The organism is Anaerosporobacter mobilis DSM 15930, assembly GCF_900142955.1.
GTDB classification, from domain to species: Bacteria; Bacillota; Clostridia; order Lachnospirales; family Lachnospiraceae; genus Anaerosporobacter; species Anaerosporobacter mobilis.
Genome location: NZ_FRCP01000005.1, coordinates 439,013 through 465,136, shown reverse-complemented (window position 1 = coordinate 465,136; position 26,124 = coordinate 439,013). Strand labels below are relative to the sequence as shown.

At 34.3% G+C, this 26,124-nt stretch carries 21 protein-coding genes and 1 tRNA gene; 15 read left to right on the top strand and 7 right to left on the bottom strand.

What is annotated here, in order from left to right; all coding sequences use genetic code 11:
* Positions 1-52: 52 nt before the first annotated feature.
* The 3 genes from BUB90_RS01980 to BUB90_RS01970 form a co-directional block, all read right to left on the bottom strand.
* Complete coding sequence (locus BUB90_RS01980; protein WP_073282191.1) at positions 53-1,315, bottom strand: HlyC/CorC family transporter; 1,263 nt, start codon at positions 1,313-1,315, stop codon at positions 53-55.
* Between the two features lie 209 nt (positions 1,316-1,524).
* Entirely contained in the window at positions 1,525-2,616 is a 1,092-nt protein-coding gene (locus tag BUB90_RS01975; RefSeq protein WP_084139028.1) for an HD-GYP domain-containing protein, read from the bottom strand.
* 193 nt (positions 2,617-2,809) lie between these two features.
* Entirely contained in the window at positions 2,810-4,438 is a 1,629-nt protein-coding gene (locus BUB90_RS01970) for an ABC-F family ATP-binding cassette domain-containing protein (RefSeq protein WP_073282188.1), read from the bottom strand.
* 325 nt (positions 4,439-4,763) lie between these two features.
* Here BUB90_RS01970 and BUB90_RS01965 point away from each other — a divergent pair, with 325 nt between their 5' ends.
* The 3 genes from BUB90_RS01965 (at position 4,764) to BUB90_RS01955 (ending at position 9,454) form a co-directional block, all read left to right on the top strand.
* A complete protein-coding gene (locus BUB90_RS01965) occupies positions 4,764-6,560 on the top strand; it encodes an ABC-F family ATP-binding cassette domain-containing protein (RefSeq protein WP_073282187.1) in 1,797 nt (598 codons plus the stop codon).
* Between the two features lie 40 nt (positions 6,561-6,600).
* Complete coding sequence (locus BUB90_RS01960; RefSeq protein WP_073282186.1) at positions 6,601-8,589, top strand: alpha-amylase family glycosyl hydrolase; 1,989 nt, start codon at positions 6,601-6,603, stop codon at positions 8,587-8,589.
* A gap of 193 nt (positions 8,590-8,782) precedes the next feature.
* Positions 8,783-9,454, top strand: a complete 672-nt coding sequence (locus BUB90_RS01955; RefSeq protein WP_073282184.1) for a TraX family protein — start codon at positions 8,783-8,785, stop codon at positions 9,452-9,454.
* 282 nt (positions 9,455-9,736) lie between these two features.
* Here BUB90_RS01955 and BUB90_RS01950 read toward each other — a convergent pair whose 3' ends face one another.
* Both BUB90_RS01950 and BUB90_RS01945 read right to left on the bottom strand, forming a co-directional pair.
* Positions 9,737-9,943: a hypothetical protein gene (locus BUB90_RS01950; protein WP_073282183.1), complete on the bottom strand. Its 207-nt coding sequence runs from the start codon at positions 9,941-9,943 to the stop codon at positions 9,737-9,739.
* Positions 9,944-10,049: 106 nt separating this feature from the next.
* Positions 10,050-11,342: a M18 family aminopeptidase gene (locus BUB90_RS01945; RefSeq protein ID WP_073282181.1), complete on the bottom strand. Its 1,293-nt coding sequence runs from the start codon at positions 11,340-11,342 to the stop codon at positions 10,050-10,052.
* A gap of 256 nt (positions 11,343-11,598) precedes the next feature.
* On the opposite strand from BUB90_RS01945, the gene BUB90_RS01940 reads away from it, so the two are divergent.
* From BUB90_RS01940 to BUB90_RS01905, 8 genes are all read left to right on the top strand, one after another.
* Positions 11,599-12,096 carry a DUF5721 family protein gene (locus tag BUB90_RS01940; protein WP_073282179.1) on the top strand — a complete coding sequence of 166 codons (498 nt, stop codon included), beginning with the start codon at positions 11,599-11,601 and terminating at the stop codon, positions 12,094-12,096.
* A gap of 155 nt (positions 12,097-12,251) precedes the next feature.
* Complete coding sequence (gene htpG / locus BUB90_RS01935; RefSeq protein ID WP_073282177.1) at positions 12,252-14,222, top strand: molecular chaperone HtpG; 1,971 nt, start codon at positions 12,252-12,254, stop codon at positions 14,220-14,222.
* Positions 14,223-14,464: 242 nt separating this feature from the next.
* Positions 14,465-15,304, top strand: coding sequence for a DegV family protein (locus BUB90_RS01930; protein WP_073282175.1), 840 nt, complete (start codon positions 14,465-14,467; stop codon positions 15,302-15,304).
* A 248-nt stretch (positions 15,305-15,552) separates the two neighbouring features.
* Positions 15,553-16,269: a hypothetical protein gene (locus BUB90_RS01925; RefSeq protein WP_073282172.1), complete on the top strand. Its 717-nt coding sequence runs from the start codon at positions 15,553-15,555 to the stop codon at positions 16,267-16,269.
* 124 nt (positions 16,270-16,393) lie between these two features.
* Complete coding sequence (locus BUB90_RS01920) at positions 16,394-17,185, top strand: ABC transporter ATP-binding protein (protein ID WP_073282170.1); 792 nt, start codon at positions 16,394-16,396, stop codon at positions 17,183-17,185.
* Positions 17,157-17,996 carry an ABC transporter permease gene (locus BUB90_RS01915; protein ID WP_330393722.1) on the top strand — a complete coding sequence of 280 codons (840 nt, stop codon included), beginning with the start codon at positions 17,157-17,159 and terminating at the stop codon, positions 17,994-17,996. Before BUB90_RS01920 ends, BUB90_RS01915 begins: the two co-directional genes overlap by 29 nt.
* Before the next feature lie 150 nt (positions 17,997-18,146).
* Positions 18,147-19,154 (top strand): LacI family DNA-binding transcriptional regulator, encoded by a 1,008-nt coding sequence (locus tag BUB90_RS01910; protein WP_073282168.1) that lies wholly within the window; start codon positions 18,147-18,149, stop codon positions 19,152-19,154.
* A gap of 74 nt (positions 19,155-19,228) precedes the next feature.
* A tRNA-Thr gene (locus tag BUB90_RS01905) sits at positions 19,229-19,301 on the top strand.
* A gap of 177 nt (positions 19,302-19,478) precedes the next feature.
* Here BUB90_RS01905 and BUB90_RS01900 read toward each other — a convergent pair.
* Positions 19,479-19,844, bottom strand: coding sequence for a hypothetical protein (locus BUB90_RS01900; RefSeq protein WP_073282166.1), 366 nt, complete (start codon positions 19,842-19,844; stop codon positions 19,479-19,481).
* Positions 19,845-20,170: 326 nt separating this feature from the next.
* On the opposite strand from BUB90_RS01900, the gene BUB90_RS01895 reads away from it, so the two are divergent.
* Positions 20,171-21,046 carry an EFR1 family ferrodoxin gene (locus BUB90_RS01895; RefSeq protein WP_073282164.1) on the top strand — a complete coding sequence of 292 codons (876 nt, stop codon included), beginning with the start codon at positions 20,171-20,173 and terminating at the stop codon, positions 21,044-21,046.
* Between the two features lie 69 nt (positions 21,047-21,115).
* On the opposite strand, the gene BUB90_RS01890 is transcribed toward BUB90_RS01895, so the two are convergent.
* Entirely contained in the window at positions 21,116-21,604 is a 489-nt protein-coding gene (locus BUB90_RS01890; protein ID WP_073282162.1) for a CarD family transcriptional regulator, read from the bottom strand.
* A 240-nt stretch (positions 21,605-21,844) separates the two neighbouring features.
* Here BUB90_RS01890 and BUB90_RS01885 point away from each other — a divergent pair, with 240 nt between their 5' ends.
* The 3 genes from BUB90_RS01885 to acnA all read left to right on the top strand — a co-directional run bounded on the left by BUB90_RS01885 (position 21,845) and on the right by acnA (position 25,715).
* Positions 21,845-22,378 carry a PadR family transcriptional regulator gene (locus BUB90_RS01885; RefSeq protein WP_073282160.1) on the top strand — a complete coding sequence of 178 codons (534 nt, stop codon included), beginning with the start codon at positions 21,845-21,847 and terminating at the stop codon, positions 22,376-22,378.
* A 15-nt stretch (positions 22,379-22,393) separates the two neighbouring features.
* Positions 22,394-22,882, top strand: coding sequence for a hypothetical protein (locus BUB90_RS01880; protein WP_073282154.1), 489 nt, complete (start codon positions 22,394-22,396; stop codon positions 22,880-22,882).
* 124 nt (positions 22,883-23,006) lie between these two features.
* Entirely contained in the window at positions 23,007-25,715 is a 2,709-nt protein-coding gene (gene acnA / locus BUB90_RS01875; RefSeq protein WP_073282152.1) for an aconitate hydratase AcnA, read from the top strand.
* Positions 25,716-26,124: the final 409 nt, after the last annotated feature.

The window sequence follows — 26,124 nt, the reverse complement described above, 5'->3', positions numbered from 1 at the left end:
TGTCTTTTTATTGATGTGTGATTGCTATTAAAATATAAAAACAGTCACTGATTTATTCTGTAGTAGGTAATACAACAATGTGTACTTTATCGATACGATTTTTATCAACTGCATCAACGGTATAGATTACATGATCTTCTTCAACGGTTTCACCTTGTGAAGGAAGATGATCTAATAAACCAATTATATGACCAGCGATGGAATCATAATCATTTGATTCAATATGAAGTCCAATAACTTCATTAATATCATCTAGTTTGGTATTACCATCTGCTATAAATTCATTCTCATTAATGCATTGGATAGAATCTTCCTCATCAGAGTCATATTCATCACGGATATCACCAACAATCTCTTCAATCAAGTCTTCTAAAGTAAGAAGACCAGCAGTTGCACCGTATTCATCTAATACAATAGCAATAGGAATCGATTCTCTTTTCATCTCAACGAATAATTCAGAAGTCTTCTTGTACTCATATGTGAAGTAAGGATCTCTCATGATATCCTTCAAACAGAAGTCTTCTTTTTTACCTTGATAGAAAAAGACGTCTTTTAAGTTAACAATACCAACGATATTATCTCTAGTTTCCTGATATACAGGCATTCTAGTGAATTTTTCGATTGAGAAAGCAGTAACAAGCTCATCATAAGTAAGGTCGATATCTGCAAATTCCATATCGATACGAGGTACCATTACGTCTTTGGCAAGTGAATCACCAAAATCAACAACATTGGTTATCATTCTACGTTCTTCACTTTCAATTATACCCTCTTCATGACTTACATCAACTATAGTACGAAGTTCGTTCTCTGTTATAGCAGAAACTCTTGTATTGGGATCAACACGCAACAAACGAAGTATCGTTAGTGAAATTTGATTCACGATATAGATAACTGGCGTTAGTAGTTGAGTTAAGAAGTAAATAATCCCTGAATAAGTTAAAGAAAGTTTTTCTGCATGAATAGTTGCTAATGTTTTTGGAGTTATTTCACCAAAAATTAAGATCATGATAGTAACAATACCTGTTGCTATACCAGCACCAACACTTCCAAAGTGATCAATTGCAAGAGAAGTAGCAATTGAAGATGCGGATAGGTTAACAACGTTGTTACCAATTAAGATTGCACTTAACATCTTAGAAGGGTTTTCAATAAGTTTTACAACTGTTTTTGCACCTTTTACATTCTCGTCGGCTAAACTTCTAATACGTAATTTGTTTACTGTAGTTAATGAAGTTTCTGCTGATGAGAAAAAGCAAGATAGTAGTAATAGAATTAGTAAAATAATAATCTGCGTGACATCACTCGGGTCCAAAGTATCATCTCCATTTTGTTTTAGTATAGTTTATTTAATATAGTTTGATTTAATAAATTTGTTCTAGTATAACATATGTTGAAATGTTCGTTAATAAAATTTTTAATAAAGAATTATAAATATAATTTTATATAATTTGAAGAGCTATAAAATCTTAGATTAATAAAATTTAAGATCTTTAAAATCTAATGTTTATAAAATCTGATGATTTATAGAATCTTTGTTATAGTTAAGTTATGAGTTTTAGATAAATCTACTATGGTATCTTTTATCTTAACTACAGGTTTGGATAATGCGTTTTTGTTAAGTAGGATAATTTCACCTCGTCTACCATCACTCAGTTCAACGTGATTGTTGATGTAAGCTTGACCAATTCTTTCTAAGAAGTTAATAAGGATTTTTGCATCATATTTTTGGAAACCTTCATCTTCGAATAGACGAATAACTTCGAATGGGCAAAGAGCTTCACGGTAGGAACGTTTAGAAGTCATTGCATCGTAGATATCTGCAATAGCAATAATTTTGGCGAATTCATTAATATTATCACCTTTTAACATAGACGGATAACCAGATCCATCACATTTTTCATGATGCTTTAAAATCGCCTCTTTTATACGTGGATCGAGGTTTTCATCTTTAATTAAGTCATATCCCATAATTGGGTGTAATTTAATTAATTGGAATTCTTCGTCCGTTAGTTTGTCTGGTTTTTTCAAGATATCTTCAGGTACCATTAATTTTCCAATATCATGTAGTAAACCAGCTAAGGTAAGTACTTCAAGATCTTGTTCATTGTAGCCAATCCAGTTTCCTATAACATTACTGATTAAAGCGACATTCAATGAATGTGAGTATGTGGAGTCATTATAGTCTTCAATATTGTGTAACATATCGAAAACGCTAATGGTTGTATCGCTCTTACTTAAGACAGAGTAAGGTTCTTTTTTTAAATTCTTCAAATCCACCTCATCGGTTTTGTTAACAAAAGTAATGATATCGGATTGAAACTGTTTTACATTTGCACTAAATGATTTCTTAAACTCTTGAAATCTTTCGCTATTTTTAACTCGTTGTGAATATGTGTCAGTATTAATGACGGGTGGAGCTGGTTTAACTTCAGTAGAAATCTCTTTATCATATACGTTAATTTTCATAACGGAGTAAAAGCTAAGCATCTCTTTTACTTTGTTATTTATCTCTGTTCCCTCAGCAACTAATAATTGTCCAGTTGAATTAAATACATCTTTTGATATACACATTCCTTCTTTAGCTTGGAATGTAAAAATAGTGCGTGACTTCATTAGTGAAAACCTCCCTATCTACATTAACATCCAAATCCTTTTGAGCTGTTGTTAGATAAGTGAACCTACTTGTCCCCCTGGATTCGACTTATCATATGCAATAGGAAGGATTCATAACTGAACTTCCTATTGCATCTATTGGTAATAGGTATATCATTGATTGTTCATAAACAGGCGATAGACGTGACTTTATTTAGTCTTCATCTGTAGCCATATCCATAACTTGACGTTTTCTAGCTAATTCGTCATTATCAAGATATTCGTCATATGTTGAAATCTTGTCAATTAGGCCTGTTGGAGTAATCTCCATAATACGATTTGCAATAGTTTGAATAAACTGATGATCTTGTGATGTGAATAATAAGACACCAGGGAACTTAATTAAACCATTGTTTAATGCTGTAATGGATTCCATATCTAAGTGGTTTGTAGGTTCATCCATAACTAATACGTTAGAACCAAGAATCATCATCTTAGAAAGCATACAACGCACTTTTTCTCCACCAGATAACACATTAACTTTTTTAACGCCTTCTTCACCAGCAAATAACATTCTTCCAAGGAATCCACGAACATAGGTAACATCCTTTTCTGGTGAGAACTGCATTAGCCAATCAACGATCATCTCATCGCCAGAAAAATCTTTCGTATTATCTTTAGGGAAGTATGAATGGTTTGTAGTAATACCCCATTTGTATTCGCCTTCATCTGGTTCCATTTCACCAGTTAGAATCTTGAATAGAGTAGTAGTAGCTAATGTATTAGGTCCAACGAAAGCTACTTTATCGTCTCTTCCTATTATAAAGGAAATATTATCAAGAACTTTTACACCATCAATTGTTTTGGAAAGATTTGTAACAGTAAGCACTTCATTACCGATATCTCTAGATGGTCTGAAATCGATGTAAGGATACTTACGGCTTGATGGACGAATATCATCAAGTTCGATTTTTTCAAGTGCTTTCTTACGAGAAGTTGCTTGTTTGGATTTCGATGCATTCGCACTAAATCTTTGAATGAACTCTTGTAATTCCTTGATTTTTTCTTCCTTCTTTTTGTTTGCATCCTTCATCTGCTTAACCATTAATTGGCTTGACTCGTACCAGAAATCATAATTACCTGCATATAATTGGATTTTAGCATAGTCAATATCAGCAGTATGTGTACAGACTTTGTTCAAGAAGTAACGGTCATGGGATACAACGATTACAGTGTTTTCAAAGTTAATTAAGAATTCTTCTAACCAACGAATTGCATCAAGGTCAAGGTGGTTAGTAGGCTCATCTAGTAATAGAATATCTGGGTTACCAAATAATGCTTGAGCAAGTAATACTTTGACTTTCTCACTACCAGTTAATTCTGACATTAATTTGTAGTGTAAGTCGTTATCAATACCTAAACCATTTAACAAAGTAGAAGCATCAGATTCCGCTTCCCAACCATTAAGTGTAGCAAATTCACCTTCTAATTCACTAGCTTTGATACCGTCTTCCTCAGTAAAATCTTCTTTTGCATAGATTTCATCTTTTTCTTTCATGATATCGTATAATCTTTTGTTACCCATAATAACAGTACTTAAAACATCGAATTCATCGTATTTGAAGTGGTCCTGTTGTAAGAATGACAATCTTTGTCCTGGAGTAATTACGATATCACCTTGTGTAGGTTCAATTTGTCCTGAAAGTATTTTGAGGAAAGTAGATTTACCAGCACCGTTGGCACCAATTAATCCATAACAATTTCCTTCGGTAAACTTAATATTAACCTCTTCAAAAAGAGCACGTTTACCTAATCTTAGTGTAACATTACATGCTTGTATCATAATTTAAAAACCTTTCTATGTGTTCTTACTAGTTTTTATATACATCTCGTATCAGTTTTAACTGACTCGTTGACTAGTATTAAAATGAATATTTAGTCTCAGACTCTATTTTACCGTAAATTTGGCATTTTGCAAGTGTTTTTTGTTTAATATAGGGAAAGCAAAGTGGAAAAAGTAGGTGGAATGCTACCTATTTTGGGGATTGTAACAACTTATCCCATAAGCTATAATAGAAAATAGTGAAATTAGACCGATTACTCGTAAATGAACCCATATTAAATCGCGAAATTGGTTGATAAAAAGTAAAGTGAAAGTGAGTAATTACATGAATTTGTTAACAATAGATAAAGTTACAAAAGGGTATACAGATAAAGTATTGTTTAAAGAAATCTCTCTAGGAATCCAAGAAGGAGATAAGATTGGTGTTATTGGTGTCAATGGTACTGGGAAATCTACCTTATTGAAGATCATTGCAGGTATCGAAGAAGCAGACGAAGGTGAGGTTACTACTGGCAGAAATATTAAGGTTGAATATCTAGCTCAGCAACCGGAATTTGATTTTGCTAAGAATATTCTTGAGAATGTTATGCTTCAGGATCAGGATTCTCATGAGAAAGATTGGAACAAAGAAGCAGATGCCAAGTCAATGCTAGATAAATTGGGGATTCGTGACTACGACGGAAGAGTTGATGTATTGTCAGGTGGACAAAGAAAACGTCTTGCACTTGTAAGAGCAATTCTGAACCCTGCAGATATTCTAGTATTAGATGAACCTACGAACCATTTAGACAATGATATGGCAGAGTGGCTTGAGAAATATCTCAATCAATACCGTGGTGTGATTGTCATGGTTACGCACGATAGATATTTTTTAGATAAGGTAACAAACCGCATTGTAGAGATTGACAATGGAAACATCTACAGTTACGCAGGTGGGTATTCAAGTTTTCTAGAGCTAAAAGCGCAAAGAGAAGAGATGGAACTTGCTACTGAACGAAAGAATAAGAGTTTGTACCGACAGGATCTTGAATGGATGATGCGTGGTGCTAGAGCAAGGTCCACAAAACAAAAAGCTCATATTGAACGTTTTGAACAATTACGCGATAGAGAAAAGCCAAAAGAAGCAGCGTCTGTTGAGATGAATTCAGTGGCTTCTAGATTAGGTAAGAAGACGATTGAATTACATGAGGTATCAAAATCTTATGGGGAGAAGGTTTTATTCCGCGATTTCACTTATATATTACTTAAGAATGACCGAATTGGTATTATTGGTAAGAATGGTTGCGGTAAATCTACTTTATTAAAAGTAATCAATGGTATTGTTGAACCAGACTCTGGGTATGTAGAGATTGGTGAAACGGTTAAAATCGGTTATTTCTCACAAGAGAATGAAGAGATGGATCCAAACATCAAGGTGATTGACTACGTTAAGAGCGTTGCTGAGTATATTGCTACTAGTGAAGGAAGCATCACTGCTTCTCAGATGTTAGAAAAATTCTTGTTCACAGGTGCTATGCAGTATTCGCTAATAGGTAAGTTATCAGGTGGAGAGAAACGCCGTCTTTACTTATTATATGTATTAATGGGTGCGCCTAATGTTTTATTTCTAGATGAGCCTACTAATGATTTGGATATTCAAACGTTAACTATACTTGAGCATTATCTAGATACATTTCCAGGGATCGTAGTAACTGTATCCCATGATCGTTATTTCTTAGATCGTATGGTTAATCGTATCTTTGCCTTTGAAGGGGATGGGTTGGTTAAACAATTTGAGGGCGGATATAGCGACTATATGCTAACAAAGGGCGATGATGTTCCAGAGGAGAAAAAACCAGAGAAGCCAAAAGAAGAGAAAAAGAGTTATCAAAAAGATCGATCTAGTCAATTAAAGTTCACTTATAGTGAGCAGAAAGAATATGACACAATCGATGATGATATTGCTAAGTTAGAGGCTAACATTGAAAAACTAGAAGCGGACATGGTGAGCAATGCATCTAATTATGGGAAATTGAATGAATTAATGAAGGAAAAAGAAGAGAGGGAGAAACAACTAGAGGTTAAGATGGAACGATGGATGTATCTAACGGAGCTCGCACAGAAAATTGAAGAAAGCAAGTAAACAATAACTGAAAACAATAGTGACAGTAAGGAGACGAAATATGAATCAATTAAGGTTTAGAAAAGGAACTCCATTACCACTAGGAGCAACAAAAGAGAATGAGTCGATTAATTTTTCAATAGTAGCACAAAATTGTGAAGTATGTAAACTTGTGTTACTGCACAAGAAAAATAATAAGAAAAATCAATATGTTCCAATTCCAGCGGATTATCGTACTGGAAATGTCTATTCTATAATTATAGAAAACCTACCATATGAAGAGTATGAATATGTGTATGAGATAGACGGACAGGTTATTGTTGATCCATATGCTAAGGTTATTACTGGAAGAGAAAAATGGGGAAAGCATAATCATTATTTTGATCCTTACTCGTTACGAGGTGGTTTTGCTTTTCAAGCATTTGATTGGAAGGAAGATATGCCCCTTGAGATTCCATATAAAGATCTAATAATCTATAAGATGCATGTTAGGGGATTCACCAAACACACTTCCTCTAAAACTGGAAAATTTGCAGGTACATTTAGAGGGGTCGTCGAGAAGATTCCATATCTGAAAGAACTTGGAATTAACGCGGTTTTACTGATGCCAATCGTTGAGTTTGACGAGATACTGATCGAAGAAAATTATATGCGTTCTCCAGGTACACAAGATAAGAAGGAAGAAAAAGATTACGAGTTTATCAATATTGCAAAAGATGAGGATACTTATCGTGAGACGATGTTACGGGAGGTGTATGTGAGGGATAGTAAGCAAGAGGATAAGATTCGAATTCCGTATAGAATCAATTATTGGGGATATGGCAAGAATACTTATTATTTTGCACCAAAGGCCTCGTATGCATATGAGCCAACTAATGTAGTGGAAGAATTAAAGACAATGATTAGGGAGTTACATGATGCTGGAATTGAAGTGTTAATGGAGTTTAATTTCACGCCGGATATGACGCAACAGTCGATTCTTGATTGTTTACATTATTGGTATTTTACGTATCATATCGATGGGTTTAGCGTGAATAATAATGTAGTATCTACGAAAATACTATCTTCAGACCCTGTTTTATCACGTACTAAATTCTTAGCAACATCATGGGAAACAAATCATAACTTTACAGATACAAATTGCAAATCATATCGTAATCTAGCTGAATACAATGACGGGTTCTTAATAGATGCAAGAAGATATTTAAAGAGTGATGAGGAACAAGTGAATGCATTTGCTTATCGTATAAGAAGAAATCCAGCTGATTATGCAGTAATTAATTATATAACGAATAATAACGGTTTTACATTAATGGATCTTGTTTGTTATGATGTGAAACATAATTATGCGAATGGAGAAGACAACAAGGACGGAACGGATTACAATTATAGTTGGAACTGTGGGACCGAAGGTAAAACTGGTAAGAAGAAGATAAAAGAACTTCGTAGACAACAGATAAGAAATGCTTTAGTAATGTTACTGTTAAGTCAGGGAACTCCAATGATTATGATGGGAGATGAGTTTGGTAACTCACAAGAAGGCAATAACAATGCGTATTGTCAGGATAACGCTATCTCTTGGATTAATTGGAATAATAGGGTGCAGAATGAAGATATCGAATGCTTTGTTAAGGAGTTGATTAGTGTTCGTAAGAGACAAGGGGTATTTGGTAGAGAGAATGAATACCGTATGATGGATTATCAATCCATGGGTTGTCCAGACATGTCTTATCATGGAACGAAAGCGTGGTACCCTGACTTTTCATACTATAGTCGTATGTTTGGTGTTATGTACTGCGGTCAGTACGGATCAAAAGAAGAGAACAAGTTGAATTCCTATTTTTATGTAGCATACAACATGCATTGGGAGAATCATGAGTTCGATTTACCACAATTACCGATGGGACAACGATGGGAAGTCTATATCAATACGGCACCAACCAATGAGAAGAATATGCGTCTGAATAATCGCGCAGTTTTTGTTGCACCAAGGTCAATTGTTGTATTAAAAAGTGTGGATAGAAATTGTGAAACTCTTCTCCATTCCTAAAATACACCTGCCTTTTAAGGCTGTCTACTACATTTGGTTTGAAATTGTGTTACTTACTCATACATAAAAGCATTGTATGTGACGTTAACACAATTCGGCAAATAGTAACGACAGACATAAAACACATTTGTGTGTCTATAGGAATTACAATGAGTTTTACAATTTCTTAGGAAGATAGTAAAGGAGGAGAAAAGTGAGCGTTTTCGCATTAAAAATACTAGCAATACTAGCCATGTCACTAGATCATATTGCAGCAGTATTTTTATCACCTATAAATATGCCATATTTACTAATGAGAGGTTTTGGAAGAATTGCGTTCCCAATCTTTTGTTTTTTAATTGTTGAAGGATATTATCATACAAGAGATGTGAAGAAATATATGATCAGATTAGCAGGATTTGCGCTTGTTTCAGAGATACCATTTGATTTATGTTTCTATCAAAAACCTTTTTACTGGCAACATCAAAATGTCTTCTTTACGTTGGCATTAGGTCTTATTACTATTTATGCAATTGATGAGATAAAAAAACGTTTTTCGACCTCATATATTAAAGCATTAGTATTACAATTTGCAGTAATTATTCTTGCAATGACAACTGCTTGGTTTTTAAGTACGGATTATAGTATGTTAGGAATCTTAATAATCATTGCATTCTATGTAGGTCGTGGAAATATAATACAGATAGCAATTTCAATATGTATTGTAACCTTATACTTAGGAAATACCTTTCAGTTGTATTCCCTTTTGGCGCTAATTCCGATATATCTCTATAATGGAAAAAAGGGACCAAGTATGCGTTATGTTTTCTATGTGTTCTATCCAGCCCACATGTTGATTCTATATGTAATGTCGTCGTTGATTTAATAAACTAAGGAATTAATATGAGATGGCAAAGTAAATCGTAGTCGTGACTGTTATTTATATTCATAACGAATAGTTGTCACATTAACTTTTACATTAACAATCGAACAGTAAGCTGAATAAACAGTTGGAAGTAAGGGTAATCTTGTTTTTGCCTTTAAATGCAATGAATGAAATGTAAAAAACAATCTTCGCAAGGTGTGTGCCGGTGACGGATATAAATCCATCAAATGGCATTTAACTTACGAAGATTGTTTTTTATTGGTGTGTGTGAGTCACACAAATCTATTCTTCTTCATCAATATGATGATTTCTTACGATACGGTCATATAAATCAATCTTGCAGAAACTCTTATCCGTATCAAAGTGACGGCAAGTAACACAAGATTTCTTATCACAATTACTACAATTAGAAACATTATCTTTTTGAACTGGTAAGTATTCACTACAATGACAGGCTACATCTTCATATGCTTTACTGCTTGCTCTCATGGTAAATCTCCTTTCACAATTGGCTATTGCTTAATATATATATTATGAACGGATTTTTACGATTTATACGAGACAGATTACCAAGTTTAGCTATCAGCCTGTTTAATTACTTAGCGGTAAAGAAGGTATGAAGTAATTGATTCATATACGTTTGATCCTTAACGCCCATTAATTCTCTTGCAGAATGCATTGCTAGCATTGGAATACCAAGGTCAACTGTTAACATAGGAATCTGTGATGATACTAAAGAACCGAGAGTACCACCCCCTGCAATATCAGAACGGTTTACGTATTTTTGGTATTTCACACTTCCAGATTCGCATAATTGTTGAAGAGTGGCAATAGCCTTTGAATCAGTCGCGTATTTTTGATTGTTATTAATCTTGATAACAACACCTTCGTTTAACTTAGCGAATGTAGTTGGATCGCTTTTTTCTGAATGATTTGGGTGAATGGCATGTGCCACATCAACGGATAAGTGCATACTACGCATAATCGCTTCACGCGTATGTGAGAATCCAAGACCTTCAAAGATCTTTTCTAATAACATGGTCATTAGTGTGGAATCCGCACCTTGTTTAGTCTTGCTTCCAACTTCTTCATTATCAAATAAGGCAATAACATTAATGCCGTCATGACGGTTTTTATTCGTAATGGCACGAAGGGCGCCATAAGTAGAAGTAAGATTATCAAGACGTGGACAAGAGATGAATTCTTCTTCAGCACCAACTAATTGTCCTTTTTCTGAATTATAGATATATAATTCAAAATCAAGGATCTTATCTGCGTCAACACCAAGTTCTCCTGCTAAGAATTTCATAAAATATCCATCTTTATTAAGATTATCGTTAACTAGACCAATGATAGGAATCATATCGGTTTGGCGGTTTAGTTCTACACCTTTGTTTACTTCACGGTTCATATGAATTGCTAAGTTTGGAATAGTAAGAACAGGTCTTCTTATATCAATAAAACGCATCTCTGGTTCAAAGACCTTGTTACTTGTAATTGCTACGCGTCCTGCTATTGATAGAGGACGATCAAGCCACGTGTTTAGGATAGGACCGCCGTAGATTTCCGTATTTATCTTTCTATATCCATTGCTTGACATATCTGCAAGTGGTTTAATCATTAAGCATGGGTGGTCAGTATGTGTAGCTACAATTCTAAAATCAGAAGAATCTGATGTATCTTTGCCAATACTGAAAGCAAATAAAGTTGATGGATAAGGAATTGTATAGTAATTCCCTCCTTGTTGTAATGCCCATGGTTGTTTCATATCTAATTCAGTAAAACCATTTTCTTGAAGTATTGTTGCGCTCTTAGCTACTACATGAAATGGTGAAGTTGCTGTTTCAATGAATTCCATTAATTCTAATGCATCTTTTTCAAAATCCATATTTGTATCCTCCATAATTCTTGGTTTTCTCTTTTCATAATTTATATTTATGTTTTGTGAAAAGCTACTCTGTGTTATAATATAACTTATAGGAAGAAAATCAAGCGACGCGAAGCGGCATTTGATTTTACCCTATAAGTTAGCGAAAGAACGAAGTTCTAGAGCTGGTTCTACTAGGAACGAAGTTCTAGAGCTATAGGTTACATTATACGAAGTTTTATTATAAAAAACAAGTTATTAGTAAAAGGGGAAGATTATGATCTCTTTACATGTAGTAGACGTGAAATCATTCATGAATCATCTGTTGATTCAGACTGTCTTTGATAATTTTTTATTATCAGAATTAGAAATTACTACCTATAATCAATTTAAAATTAATGGTAAATTGAATAGCGGTTGGTATGACGAGGAAGAAAAGGAAGCTCTAGAAGAGCGACAGTATTCTACTTGGGCTGAAATTAAACCCATTGCTTTTTCTCTTATGAAGGGAAAGAAAGTACCAGCTATGTTTAAAATTGTACTTATCCTATCACCAGCAAACACGAAGAAGATAATTGAGAAGGCTTTACCGAATTTTGAATTGTCTCAAGTGGGTTCTCTTTATCTTAATATCCGTTATGAGAATGGAAGTTTACATCTAGTCACAGGGGTATCCATGAAGGTATTTACAATGGATAAAACGGTAGAGCAGGAATGGGATAGCAATATGAAGCGCTTCTTGAAACATTTTGAAATTGTGTTTGAAGAAGTTTAAAGAAAGCAATAATTGTTAAAAAACGTACTTATTAGCACTCGCTTAAGATGAGTGCTAATTTTTTCTTGACTTTTGATTTCACTCGTATTAATATTAGTATCAGTAAGTGACATAGAGTCATTATTATTTTGAAAATAATCAAAGGAGAGATTGTAATGAGTAGAGAACAAGGAAGCTTATCAATTAATTCAGAAAATATATTTCCAATCATTAAAAAATGGTTGTATTCTGACCATGACATCTTCTATAGAGAGTTAATATCAAATGGTTGTGATGCAATCACAAAATTAAAAAAATTATCCATAATGGGTGAATACGAAGAAGTAGATGGTGAAAAGTATCGTCTTGACGTAATCGTTAGTCCGGAAAACAAAACAATTAAGATTATTGATAATGGTATTGGTATGACTGTTGATGAGGTAAAACAATACATTAATCAAATCGCATTCTCTGGTGCAGAAGCATTCTTAGCACAATATAAAGATAAAACAAACGAAGAACAAATCATCGGACACTTTGGTTTAGGGTTCTATTCTGCATTCATGGTAGCAGACAGAGTTACGATTGATACACTATCATATAAGCCAGGTTCAACAAGTGTTCATTGGGAATCTGAGGGTGGTACTGAATTCGAGATGTCGGAAGGTGATAAAGAGACAAGAGGTACTGAAATCACACTTTACTTAAATGAAGATAGCTATGAATTCTCTAACGAATATCGTGCGAAAGAAGTAATTCAGAAATACTGTTCCTTCATGCCAGTAGAGATCTATTTCACTAACGCAGATGCCCCTATTGAAGAGAAAAAGGAAGAAGAAAAAGAAGAAATTATCGACGCTGAAGTAGATGCAGATGGTAATGCAGTAGAAAATTCTGATGCAGATGATACAGAAGCAAATGAGGAAGAAAAGGTAGAGGATAAAGAACCAAAACCTATTAACAACCCAACTCCATTATGGACAAAACACCCAAATGATTGTTCAGAAGAAGAGTATAAAGAATTCTACCGCAATGTATTCCATGATTTCAAAGAACCATTATTCTGGATTCACTTAAACATGGATTATCCATTTAACTTAAAGGGAATTTTATATTTCCCTAAAATTAATACAGAATATGATTCAGTTGAAGGTACAATCAAACTATATAATAACCAAGTATTCATCGCAGATAACATCAAAGAAGTTATTCCAGAGTTCCTAATGTTATTAAAAGGTGTTATTGATTGTCCAGATCTACCACTTAACGTATCAAGAAGTGCATTACAAAACGATGGATTTGTTAAGAAAATCTCTGAGTACATCACTAAGAAAGTTGCTGATAAACTTTCTGGCATGTACAAAGTTGAAAAAGAATCTTATGAAAAATACTGGGATGATATTAGCCCATTCATCAAATATGGTTGCTTAAAAGATGAAAAATTCCGTGATAAGATGAAAGATTTTATCATCTTCAAGAACTTAGAAGGTAAATATATTACATTGCCAGACTATGCAGAAGCAAACAAAGAAAAAGCAAATGATAAGATCTATTATGCAACTGACTTACAACAACAAAGTCAATACATTAATATGTTCAAAGAAGCTGGAATCGATGCGCTTGTATTAACTCACAACATTGATCAACCATTCATCTCTCAATTAGAACAACAAGATGATAAACTTCATTTCCAAAGAATTGATGCTGATCTTACTGATAGTTTCAAAGAAGAAGTAGCAGAAGGTGAAGAAGCTGATAAGTTAAAGGAAAAGACAGATGCTCTTACAGAGTTATTCAGAAAAGTCCTTAACAAAGAAAAACTTGAAGTTAAAGTTGAGAAGTTAAAGAATGAAAATGTTTCTTCTATGGTAACTCTTTCAGAAGAGAGCCGTAGAATGCAAGACATGATGAAGATGTACAACATGTATGGAATGGACCCTGGTATGTTCGGTTCAAGTGAGACATTAGTTCTTAATGCAAACAATAAGTTAGTGCAATATATCTTCGAACACAAAGATGAGGATGTATCAATCTTCTGTGAACAGTTATATGATTTAGCTTTATTAAGCCATAAACCATTAGAAGCAGAAGCTATGACAAAATTCATTAGTAGAAGTAATGAAATCATGTTAAAGATGGCAAAATAATTTAGCCCGAATATAAAAGATATGGTACCCCGTAAGGTATGTTTAAAATAATACTTTATGGGGTATTCTATATTATAGAATGCTAACTGAAAAGTTACATAGAATGTTCTTATTATAATATAGTTTTGATTGACCAATATAAGAATATATGCTATTATATATAGTAATTAAAACTACATAATAAAGTATGATATTACTTTAGATTGTTGTGTATTTGGTTACTGTATTTAGGAGGAACGACGATGAGTTATAAAATTATTGGTGATAGTTGTACAGACTTAACAGAAGAATTAAAAAAAGACAGCAATATTCAAATAGTGCCTTTATGTATTGATATAGATGGATATTTAATTACAGATGATGAATCATTTGACCAGAAAGATTTTCTAAAAAGAATGTCAGAAAGCCCAAATTGTCCAAAATCTTCTTGTCCTTCACCAGATGCATATATGAAAGCCTTTGATGGCCCTGAAGATCATGTTTACGTTGTTACATTATCTTCAAAATTAAGCGGTTCCTATGATAGTGCTATGTTAGCAAAACGTTTATATCTTGAAGAAAATCCGGATAAGCAAATTGAAATATTCGATTCCAGATCAGCTTCTGTTGGACAAACTTTAATAGCTCTAAAAGCGAAACAATTAGAAGAAGAAGGCAAGAGTTTCGAAGAAGTGGTTCGTGAAACGAGCGAATTTCGCGATAATATGAGTACAAAGTTTGTATTAGAATCCTTAGAAACATTGAGAAAAAACGGACGACTTAGTAATATTAAAGCGATTCTAGCTAGTGCACTTAATATTAAACCAGTAATGCGAGGCACGGAAGATGGATCAATTGAGAAAGTTGATCAAGCAAGGGGTATTAATAAGACTTTATTATTAATGGCAGACTTAATCAAGAAAGATGCAACCAATATCGCAAATCGCACACTTGCAATCGCACATTGCAATAATTATGAGAGAGCAGTCTTTGTTAAAGATGAAATCATGAAACGTGTACCATTCAAAGATTTCTTTATCTGTGACACCTCAGGAATCAGTTCGTTATATGCTAATGACGGTGGGATTATTGTTAGTTATTAATTGAAAAGTAGTTTTTACACTTCTCAATATTATTGAAGTAAAACGAATTAGACTCTTTGACATAATAGAAAAAATTATGAATATATTAACAAATAGACCTAGATAGGAAAGCCAAGTCCTGTCTTAGGTCTATTTTTATCCCAACAATATGTCAGAACACCAGTTATTACTTGCAATTACTGGTAGTAAATAATAAAATTATAGTATAAAATGTAAATAAATGCTAAACAAAGAAAGGGTCCGAATTTATGGTTCGATTAAAGAATATTTCAATTATTTTAGTATTAATTATATTGCCTATCTACCTCACTGGCTGCAACAATAATACTTCAACATTTAATGTAAGCAAAACGGGAAATAATTCTCAGTTTCTGGTAGATCTTGAAGTGTTAAAGAAGGATTCAATGGATTCTGATGTGAAGCTAGAGGAACCAATTATTTGGTATGCGGATCTTACTCATGATGGAATAAATGAAAAGATAGTTATGGATCTGACCTATGTCATTAATTACCCTGAGACTGGTGAGGAAAAAACTGTTACTGTATATTCTGGCAGTTCCGGTGAACTGCTTTGGACGGGGCATGCTGATACAGTTCACGTAGGGTGGAATGGTATTTACATCTATAACGATGGAAAGAATGAATATCTGGTTATCTGGCAACCTACAATCTATCAGGATATTGCAAATTTTAACATACGCATATTCTCATTGGCTGAAGACGGTAAAGAGAAAGATCTTTTAAAAAAGAATATGGAATTTGATATATATAATCCAAAGGAATCAGATTTCGATGAGGTATCTGAATTCGTTGATATGGTCAACGGATATCTAGAAAAGAGTTATGTACTTGTGGATACGAATAATGCAACACCAGTGTATAGTACATACGGTAATCAAATTGTTAATTTATATGATGTATCACCGATTTTAAAAGAGATGAAAGGAATGAAAGAAAACAATTAGTAAGTGAATCAAGCGATATGTCAAAGATAGAAAGATTGCCCACTTAATAAGGTAACCCAAATTATTTGGCTACATATAATACAATATGAACGTAGGTATCCACCTGATAGACAGGAGGTCAAATATGAGGGAACTACTAAAAATAGAGAACTTAAGTTATTCTTACCACACACTGTCGGGTGAGACAACAGCATTAACGGATGTTAATTTTTCCGTTTCTGAGGGTGAATTTGTAGCGATTGTTGGACCAAGTGGTTGTGGAAAATCAACAATGCTATCGCTAATTGCTGGACTTATTACTCCGAGTAGTGGAAATATCTATATAAATGGAAAAGAAGCCAAGACTTCAGGAAAGAACATTGGATATATGCTGCAAAAAGATCATTTACTTGAGTGGAGATCCACTTTAAAAAACCTAACTCTAGGTCTTGAGATTCAGCATAAGTTAACAGAAGAAAGCTATGTAATTATTAATAAGATGTTAGATACGTATGGATTAATCACTTTTCGCGACTCAAAACCATCGCAATTATCAGGAGGAATGAGACAACGTGCTGCATTAATCCGTACCTTATTATTGGAACCAGATATCTTATTACTTGATGAACCATTCTCGGCACTGGATTACCAAACACGTCTTGAAGTTTCCGACGATATCTGGGGTATTATCCGTAAAGAAAAGAAAACAGCAGTATTGATTACACACGACATAGCAGAAGCAGTAAGTATGGCTGATCGAATTATTGTCTTAACAGATAGACCAGCTACGGTGAAAACAATTATAGATGTTAAGTTAACTGTGGAAGGGGAGAGAACACCTTTTGCGGCAAGAAGTGCACCTCAGTTTAAAGACTACTTCAACTTAATATGGAAGGAGTTGAATCAGCATGAGGACATTACGAAGCTTAGAGCGTAGTTACAAAAAAAGCTCCGATATGGTATCCTCTGCACAGCGTGCATATGTGTCAGCATATATTACGAAAATGAAACGAGTTCGTTTGGCCCAAATCTTAATACTAGTTATATTCCTTGGTGTGTGGGAGTCAGCTACCAGGGTCGGTATTATAGACCCATTTGTATTCAGTAGCCCTAGTCGTATTATCAAATGTATCTATACGATGGGGGCAGATGGAAGTTTATTTCGGCATATAGGAATAACTTTGTTGGAAACATTTATTAGTTTTGCATTAGTTATCATATTAGGTCTCTTAATAGCGATTATACTTTGGTGGAATGATAGTGTTTCCAAAGTATTAGAGCCATATCTCGTTATTCTCAATAGTTTACCTAAATCAGCATTAGCTCCAGTGTTTATTGTTTGGTTGGGTAATAATATGAAGACAATAATTATTGCTGCAATATCTGTAGCTGTATTTGGTAGTATTATAACCTTATATACTGATTTTAAAGAAGTGGAAGAGGATAAGATTAAATTAATTCGGACACTAGGAGGAACGAAGAAGGATATTTTGTTCCGAGTTGTTATACCAAGTAATATTCCGTCAATTATAAGTGTTATGAAAGTAAATATTGGTTTGTCATTAGTCGGAGTTATTATTGGAGAATTCTTAGCTGCTAAGGCTGGCCTTGGATATCTAATTATATATGGTAGTCAAGTTTTCAAACTAGACTACGTTATCATGAGTATTGTAATTCTTTGCATCGTAGCAGCTTTATTATATAAAATATTAGGTTATTTTGAGAAAAAATATAGTGGATCGTGTTAATCTTTGTTGAAAAACTCACCTATTCTTAGTAAAATAAGGATAGGTGAGTTTTCATATTATAGAAAGGGTTGCAGATAAACGGATATCTAGCATACTACATATTGTAAGGAAGCTATCAGGGGGATATTTGCGTTTTCGAGAGTGTGAAAAATGCGTAGAAATTTAACAGTATATGATATTGCAGCTGAGGCGGGAGTATCAGTTGCTACCGTATCACGTGTTCTTAATAACAATGACAAGGTTGCGGAAAACACGAGGTATAAGATTCAAAGTATTATTGACAAGTATGACTTCAAACCAAATGAAGTAGCTAGAAGTTTGTTCAAGAATGAAACAAAGCTTATTGGGTGTATACTACCGGATATTACAAACCCGTATTATTCTACTGTTTTATTAGAAGCAGAGAAGTATGCGCTTATGAATGGATACACCATGATGATATGTAATACTAGGGGGGATTCTGATAACTATGCTATGTATCTTCAAACATTAGTTGAGAGACAAGTTACTGGGATTATCTACATGGGTGGTGAAAGTGTCGAAACAATGCAGTTACACCAATTACTTAAGAAATATGAGGATCGTTTACCCATTGTGATGATTAATTGGAGCATGCAAGATATTAATTGCTTCTGCGTACAAAGCGATGAAGAACAAGGCTTTTTGATGTTACTTGATCAAATTGCTAAAGAAGGTTATAGAGATGTTGCCTTATTAGCAGGAAAGCGCGGCGTAATGCCGACTGAATTAAAAGTTAGTTTATACCAAGAAGCTGTACGTAAAGGAATCTTTAATGAGCGTGAAGAGTATCTAATTGATGGTGAGTTCTCAGTAGAATATGGTATGAAGGCAATGAAGCAATTATTAAGCCTACCAGTGAGACCGGAAGTAGTTATTGGTATTAACGATATCATAGCAGTCGGAATACTGAATGCGTGCCACATGCATAAACTATCGGTGCCAGAGGATATCAAGATTGTTGGGTTTGATAACATTAATTTATCTAGTGTTGTATATCCCTCCATAACAACAATTGGACATGATTATGAGAATTTGGCGCGTAAGGCTGTAGATTTAATTATCGATAAAACTGCATTAGTCAAGAGAGAAAGAATATTTACATTTCCGATGGAATACATTTGTAGGGAATCTTTTTAATTTTTTGAGTTTTTAGAAAAAATAGAAAAAATACTTGAAAATATGAAGGGAAAGTATTATTATATTCATATGTTGCTGGAATAGCTCAGTTGGTAGAGCACTTCACTCGTAATGAAGGGGTCGAGGGTTCAAGTCCCTTTTTCAGCTTTATGAAAACCTAGTATTTGCAAGTGTTTGTGAATATGGAAGAAGAAAAGGTCGCTCGTGAGAGCGACCTTTTTGTTGCTTTGTCTACTAAATGTTTGCTATAAGAATAAATTATTATCTAGTAAGCTTCATACTTAGTTCATAATGAATAACAATAAATGTAAAATACAGTATTGGTTATTGAGATAATTCATCGTCTTTTTGCTTAACCCCACCTAAAATAAATACTACTGCAAATATTAAACTTAATACTGCCCATACTTTTAAATCACCATATAATGAGCTACTAGTTGCAATTCCTACAACTCCACCAAGAGCATAAAAGCAACCGGCAGTAATTGCTCCACCCTTTTTCTTATTTCTAGTAGCGATACCTACAATACCTGCAATTAAAAAGCAAAATGCAATAAGTAGACCTGATGATCCAGAAGTTTCTCCGTTATCTGCTATTGCATTTCCCAATCCTGCAGCACATGATTGAAATGAAACAAATGCAAATAGTACTATTGAAATGATACCTATAACTAGTCTTGCTGTTTTCATACAAAAACCTCCCTTAAATTTTATATACAAACATATTTTACCATAATTCTAGGAAAAATCTACTAGTAACTCAAATATTTAAATATATATGTTAAAAATAATCATTCGTTGGAAATGAATATTATCTTCTATGAATTTTTCTATGAAAAATAAGGGTAAAAGTTGCTTTATGAAAACCTAGTATTTGCAGGTGTTTGTGAATATGTAAGAAGAAAAGGTCGCTCGTGAGAGCGGCTTTTTTGCTTGATAGAGAATGCTTTACAGAAAAAGGTAATTGGTATATAATTAAACGAAAAATATATTAAAAATTGTGGGGAAAATTGACTTTGGAACAAGAAAAATTTACGTATCGAATCGCCTATTATACAGGAACTGGGGGAACAAAAATTGTTGCAGAATGTATGGCAGATACATTAAAAGAACAAGGGCATTTGACGGAGCTTGAAGTTATAACAACTGGTGTACATATAAAAGAGTTAACCTTTGACCGACTTATTATACTTTTTCCAGTTCACGCATTTAATGCACCTGATTCTGTATATAGATGGATTGATAATTTGGAGTTGGTAGATAAGATTCAGACCACTGCCATATCGGTTTCAGGAGGTGGTGAGGTCTTCCCTAATAAAGCTTGTAGAATTAGCACTATCAGAAAGTTAGAGAGACGAGGTTATGAAGTTACATATGAGAAGATGATAGTTATGCCATCAAATTGGGTGGTGGCTATTCCAGATCCTATATCGCTTATGTTGTTAGATGTGTTACCAAGTAAAGTTAAAGAAATTATTCGTGATGTGTCTTTTGGTGTTAGATTAAGATCCAAACCCAATCTATTTAATAGATGTTTTTCTAGAATGGGTGAGATTGAAAAACCAGCAGCTAGATTATTGGGAAGATATATTAAAGTGGATAGCACTTGCAATGGTTGTGGCAAATGCAGTAGAAGTTGTCCAGCAGATAATATTACGATGGAAAGTAATAGGCCACATTTTGAAAATACATGTCACCTTTGTTTGCGGTGTCTTTACAATTGCCCTCAAAAAGCTTTAAAACTGCGCATTGGAAATTTCATAGTATTAAAAGAAGGGTATCATCTTGAAGAATTAAGAAAGCAGCTACCGATTATAGATAAGGTTGATATAGAAGAGTTGACAAAGGGAATTATGCTAAGTGGAGTACGAAAGTATCTCTTAGAATTGTAAATTTAATAGTATTTAATTTCAGTACTGTTGTGAATATGTAAAAATGGTCGCCATTTAGGCGACCTTTTTTTACATTGCAAGCTTAATTTGTTTCTTCGCTTGTTCAACTGATATATGAAAGATTTCAGAAAATTCATTAGCTAAGCAACTTTCAACTTTATGAAAATTTTGTTCATCATTGAGACTTAGTTTCTTTCCTGTGGTTTCTTTCTGTTTCTTTTCAAGGAGTATTCCTTTTAGCATTTGTAGTAATTGCTTGCAATCACAAGATCTAATAATATCACGAAATTCTTTTTCGCGAACTTTATCATTCTGATTATATAAAGCTTCTATAGTAGGTAGTTCACTTAAAAGGTCTTCCGCATTTTCTTTTGATAGAATATTACGCATTGGTTTTTGCGTATTCGTAGTCTTAACATATAGAATTGATGCTGGATTACTTAAAGGTCTAAGATAATAGTATTTTTCAGTCGTTTCAATAAAATCGGGAATATCAATAGTCTCAATTTTACATACTTCATTATTTCCGTATACAATTACATCATTTACTTGATACATTTGCTCACCATGCTTCCTTAATTAACAAGCTATTTTGGTATCAAAAAAGATACTTGAATAGCAGTTACAATACTAGTATAGCACAAATTTATAGAAAAAGCCATTGATATATCTAAATGGTATGACTTTTTCTGAAATATTTTTATTTTGGCATTGATTTCGTATGTTAATTGTGTTAGACTCAATTAAAAATATATCTAAAAGATATATAATGTGAATTCATAATTAAAAGGAGAAGCAATGAAGAAGAAAACAAGATATGTTCTATTAGGTCTCCTTCAAGAGGAAGATTTAAGTGGCTATGAATTGAAACAGATTATTGATAAAAGAATGCGCTTCTTTTGGCAAGAAAGTTATGGTCAGATCTATCCAGAACTGAAGTCGTTACTTGTAGAGGGTATGATTGAAGAAAAGCAGGAAGAGAGTGGTACGAAGAGAGAAAAAGTCCGCTATCATATTACAGACAAAGGAAGAGAAGAGATTTATACATGGCTATTAGAAGAAAATGAAAAAGATACAACACGAAGTGAATTCTTATTGAAATTATATGTGTCACAAAAAAAGGATTGGGCTACAATGCGTAAGCATATTGAGATATTTATGGATCAGGCGAAGATGCAACTGGAGTTTTTTGAACTATACCATGCACAGTTAACGAGTTGTATTGAATTGCATGAGAATCATAGACAGATAGTTGATGTCTTAAACCTAGGTATCGGACAACAGAGATTATATATAACTTGGTGTGAAGATCTATTAAAGCGGGAATCGTAGAAAGGACTGTATGCTATGAAAGAAATAATAAGAGTAATTCAAGAACATGTGGGTTTTTCGATAAGAGGCTTTCTAGTTGTGGTATTAGCTATGTTGCCCAGTATACTATATGGAATCCTGCCAAAGAATAATATTACTATAGAACAAACAACGCCTAGTATCTATATGGAGCAATTGGAGAATGTATCAAGAGTTTTATTCATAATCTTCCTTATTGTTATTGTGAATAAGAACATGGATTATAATAAGCCTGTTTACATAATTGGAATGGTAGTATTCTTACTGCTGTATTACTATCTGTGGGCAAGATATTTCATAAACGGACGAGATGTAAGTTATCTTGGAAAGAATTTTGGTTTTATACCAGCTCCCTTGGCAGTGTTTCCTGTTGTGTACTTTTCTTTTGCAGCCTTATGGTTTCATAATATACCGGCCGGAGTTGCAATTGTAATTTTCGGTATTTGTCACTTTATGAATTCTTATTATACATTGCATCATGATTAATTGAGAAAAACTTTACAGTTGTAGGTGCAACATTCAGTTTTCTATTGACAAATCACCAGACCTTGTTAACATTAACATTATAAACTTAGTAATATAACAATTGTACTATGATTGGAGGTATGTTATGAAAACTAAAGTAAAAGAAGATTCATTAAGAGAATTTCAAATAAATGAGCAAACATATAGCTACTACAGCATAGAGTCACTAAAAGAGAAGGGGAGCGATATAGAGCATCTTCCTTTTTCTATTAGAGTTCTTTTGGAGTCTGCACTGAGACAGTGTGATGGGCACTCTATTACAGAAAAACACATTGAAATCTTAGCTGACTGGGCTAGTGAAAAGCACGAAGGTGATGAAGTACCATTTAAACCTGCCAGAGTAATTTTGCAGGATTTCACAGGGGTTCCAGCTGTCGTTGACTTGGCTGCAATGCGCCATGCAATGAAAGAAATCGGAGGTCTTGACTGTGTTGAGAAAATCAATCCAGAGGTTCCTGTGGATCTTATCATAGATCACTCGGTGCAGGTTGACACCTATGGAACAGACGATGCTTTAAAAACAAATATGGATATGGAATTTAAGAGAAATAAAGAGAGATATGAGTTCTTAAAATGGGCTCAGGAAACCTTTGATAATTTCACGGTAGTGCCACCTGGAACAGGAATTGTTCATCAGGTTAATTTGGAATATTTAGCGCAAGTAGTAAGACAAAAAGTGGAGGGAGATAAGACATATTTATTTCCTGACAGCTTAGTTGGAACAGATTCTCATACTACCATGATCAATGGACTTGGTGTTCTTGGTTGGGGAGTAGGAGGAATTGAAGCGGAAGCTGGAATGCTTGGTCAACCGTCCTATTTCCCAGTACCTAGTATTGTCGGTGTAGAACTAATCGGTGAGCTACCAAAAGGAACCACTTCCACAGACCTAGCGCTAAAGATTACTAATATCCTCAGAAAAGAAGGGGTCGTAGGTAAGTTCGTAGAATATTTCGGAAAGGGAATTGAAGGACTATCACTTGCCGATAGAGCAACCATTGCCAATATGGCTCCAGAGTATGGAGCTACTTGCGGATTTTTCCCAGTAGATGAGGTTACCTTAGATTATTTAAGATTGACAGGTAGAAGTGAAGAACAGGTATTACTAGTGAGAACCTATCTGGAAAAAAACCTTATGTTTTATACTAAGGATTGTAAGAGACCTAAGTATTCGAAGATATTGACTGTAGATTTATCTACTTTAGTGCCAAGTCTCTCCGGACCCAAGAGACCACAGGACTTGATCACTCTAACAGATATGAAAGAGGAATTTAGAAAATCAGTGACTGCACCAATGGGAAATCAGGGACATGGTTTGACAGCAGAGGAGTTTACTAAGGAAGCTTATGTTACACTTAGTGATGGAAGAAAAAGCACATTAAGAACAGGCTCCATCGCAATTGCAGCAATTACCTCCTGTACTAATACGTCTAACCCATATGTCATGCTAGGTGCAGGACTTCTGGCTAAAAAGGCTTTAGAAAAAGGACTTAGTGTACCTGCACATGTAAAAACTGCTCTAGCTCCTGGCTCTAAGGTAGTTACCAAATATCTAGTAGATGCAGGGCTTCAGACCTATCTTGATCAACTTGGTTTTGAAACAGTGGGATATGGATGTGCTACCTGTATAGGAAATTCAGGCCCGCTTCTAAGGGAAATAGAAGATGCTATCACACAAAAAGATCTTTTGGTTACCTCCGTACTTTCAGGAAATCGAAATTTTGAGGGACGAATTCATCCACTTGTTAAGGCAAATTACCTTGCTTCTCCTATCTTAGTTGTAGCCTATGCGCTGGCAGGAACAGTGGATATTGATTTTGATAAGGATTACCTCGGGAAGAACCAGAAGGGAGAGAAAGTATATCTAAAAGACATCTGGCCTTCAGCCGAGGAAATCAATGAGATGATTGGAAAGGTGTTGAAACCACAGGTATTTACAAGGGAATACGACCAGGTCTATAAAGGTAACTCCATGTGGAATGACATTGAAGCTAAGAAGGGTGCTCTGTATGACTTTGATGAAAAATCAACATATATACAGAATCCACCATTTTTTGAGAGTCTGTCAAAGGAAGTTGGCACAATCAAGGAATTAAAACAATTACGTGTTCTTGGTAAGTTTGGAGATTCTATTACTACAGACCACATCTCGCCTGCAGGTGCCATTGGCAAAAGCACTCCAGCAGGAAAATATCTCATTAGTCAGGGTGTAGAGCCTGCCCACTTCAATACCTATGGTTCCAGACGAGGAAATCATGAAGTTATGATGCGAGGAACTTTTGCCAATATTCGTATCAGAAATATAATTGCTCCAGGTACAGAAGGTGGTTACACCAGCTACTGGCCAACTGGTGAAATTATGTCAATCTATGACGCTTCACAAAAATATCAAAAAGATGGCACTGGTCTTGTAATTCTGGCTGGAAAGGATTATGGAATGGGATCATCTAGAGACTGGGCTGCAAAAGGTTCTTATCTGTTAGGTGTGAAAGCTGTTATAGCAGAAAGTTTTGAAAGAATTCACAGATCGAACCTAGTAATGATGGGAATCCTTCCACTTGAATTCCTAGATGGAGATTCTGCGGATAGTTTGGGACTGACTGGTAGTGAGACATTTGAAATAAATATCGATGAGTCAATCATGCCACATGTGAAAGTTCAAGTTAAAGCGGTCTCAGAAGATAAGAGTGAAAAGTTATTTATGGCTAGGGTACGCTTTGATTCAGACGTTGATATAGACTATTACCGCCATGGCGGAATTCTTTCAATGGTATTACGGGAAAAATTATTTTGATTTGTATGCAATACAGTGTTTAAAGGAGTAAAATATATGATTAAAGTATTATTCGTTTGCTACGGCAGGGTTTGAAGGATTCTTATGAAAGACAGTAAATACAAGGGATTGTTGAAAATATAATAACTCAGAAATAACCCACTTGTGGGTTATGTGGTGAAGGGAAAAGAAATTTGTTAATTTGATTTTTGGGATGTGACAGACATAAAAATGAATAATGGATTGCAGGGGACTTATCATTAAATTCCCTTGACTACGAACAAACAAGCCCAGGCGGTAATGTCAAGATGACCAGGATGATGGTGATGACTTGATGTTACCGACAGGGTTTGTTATTTATGCTTGAAAATAATATGGATATTTCCTAAATGGAAATATCAACTCAGCAGATACAAAAAGGTCTGATTTC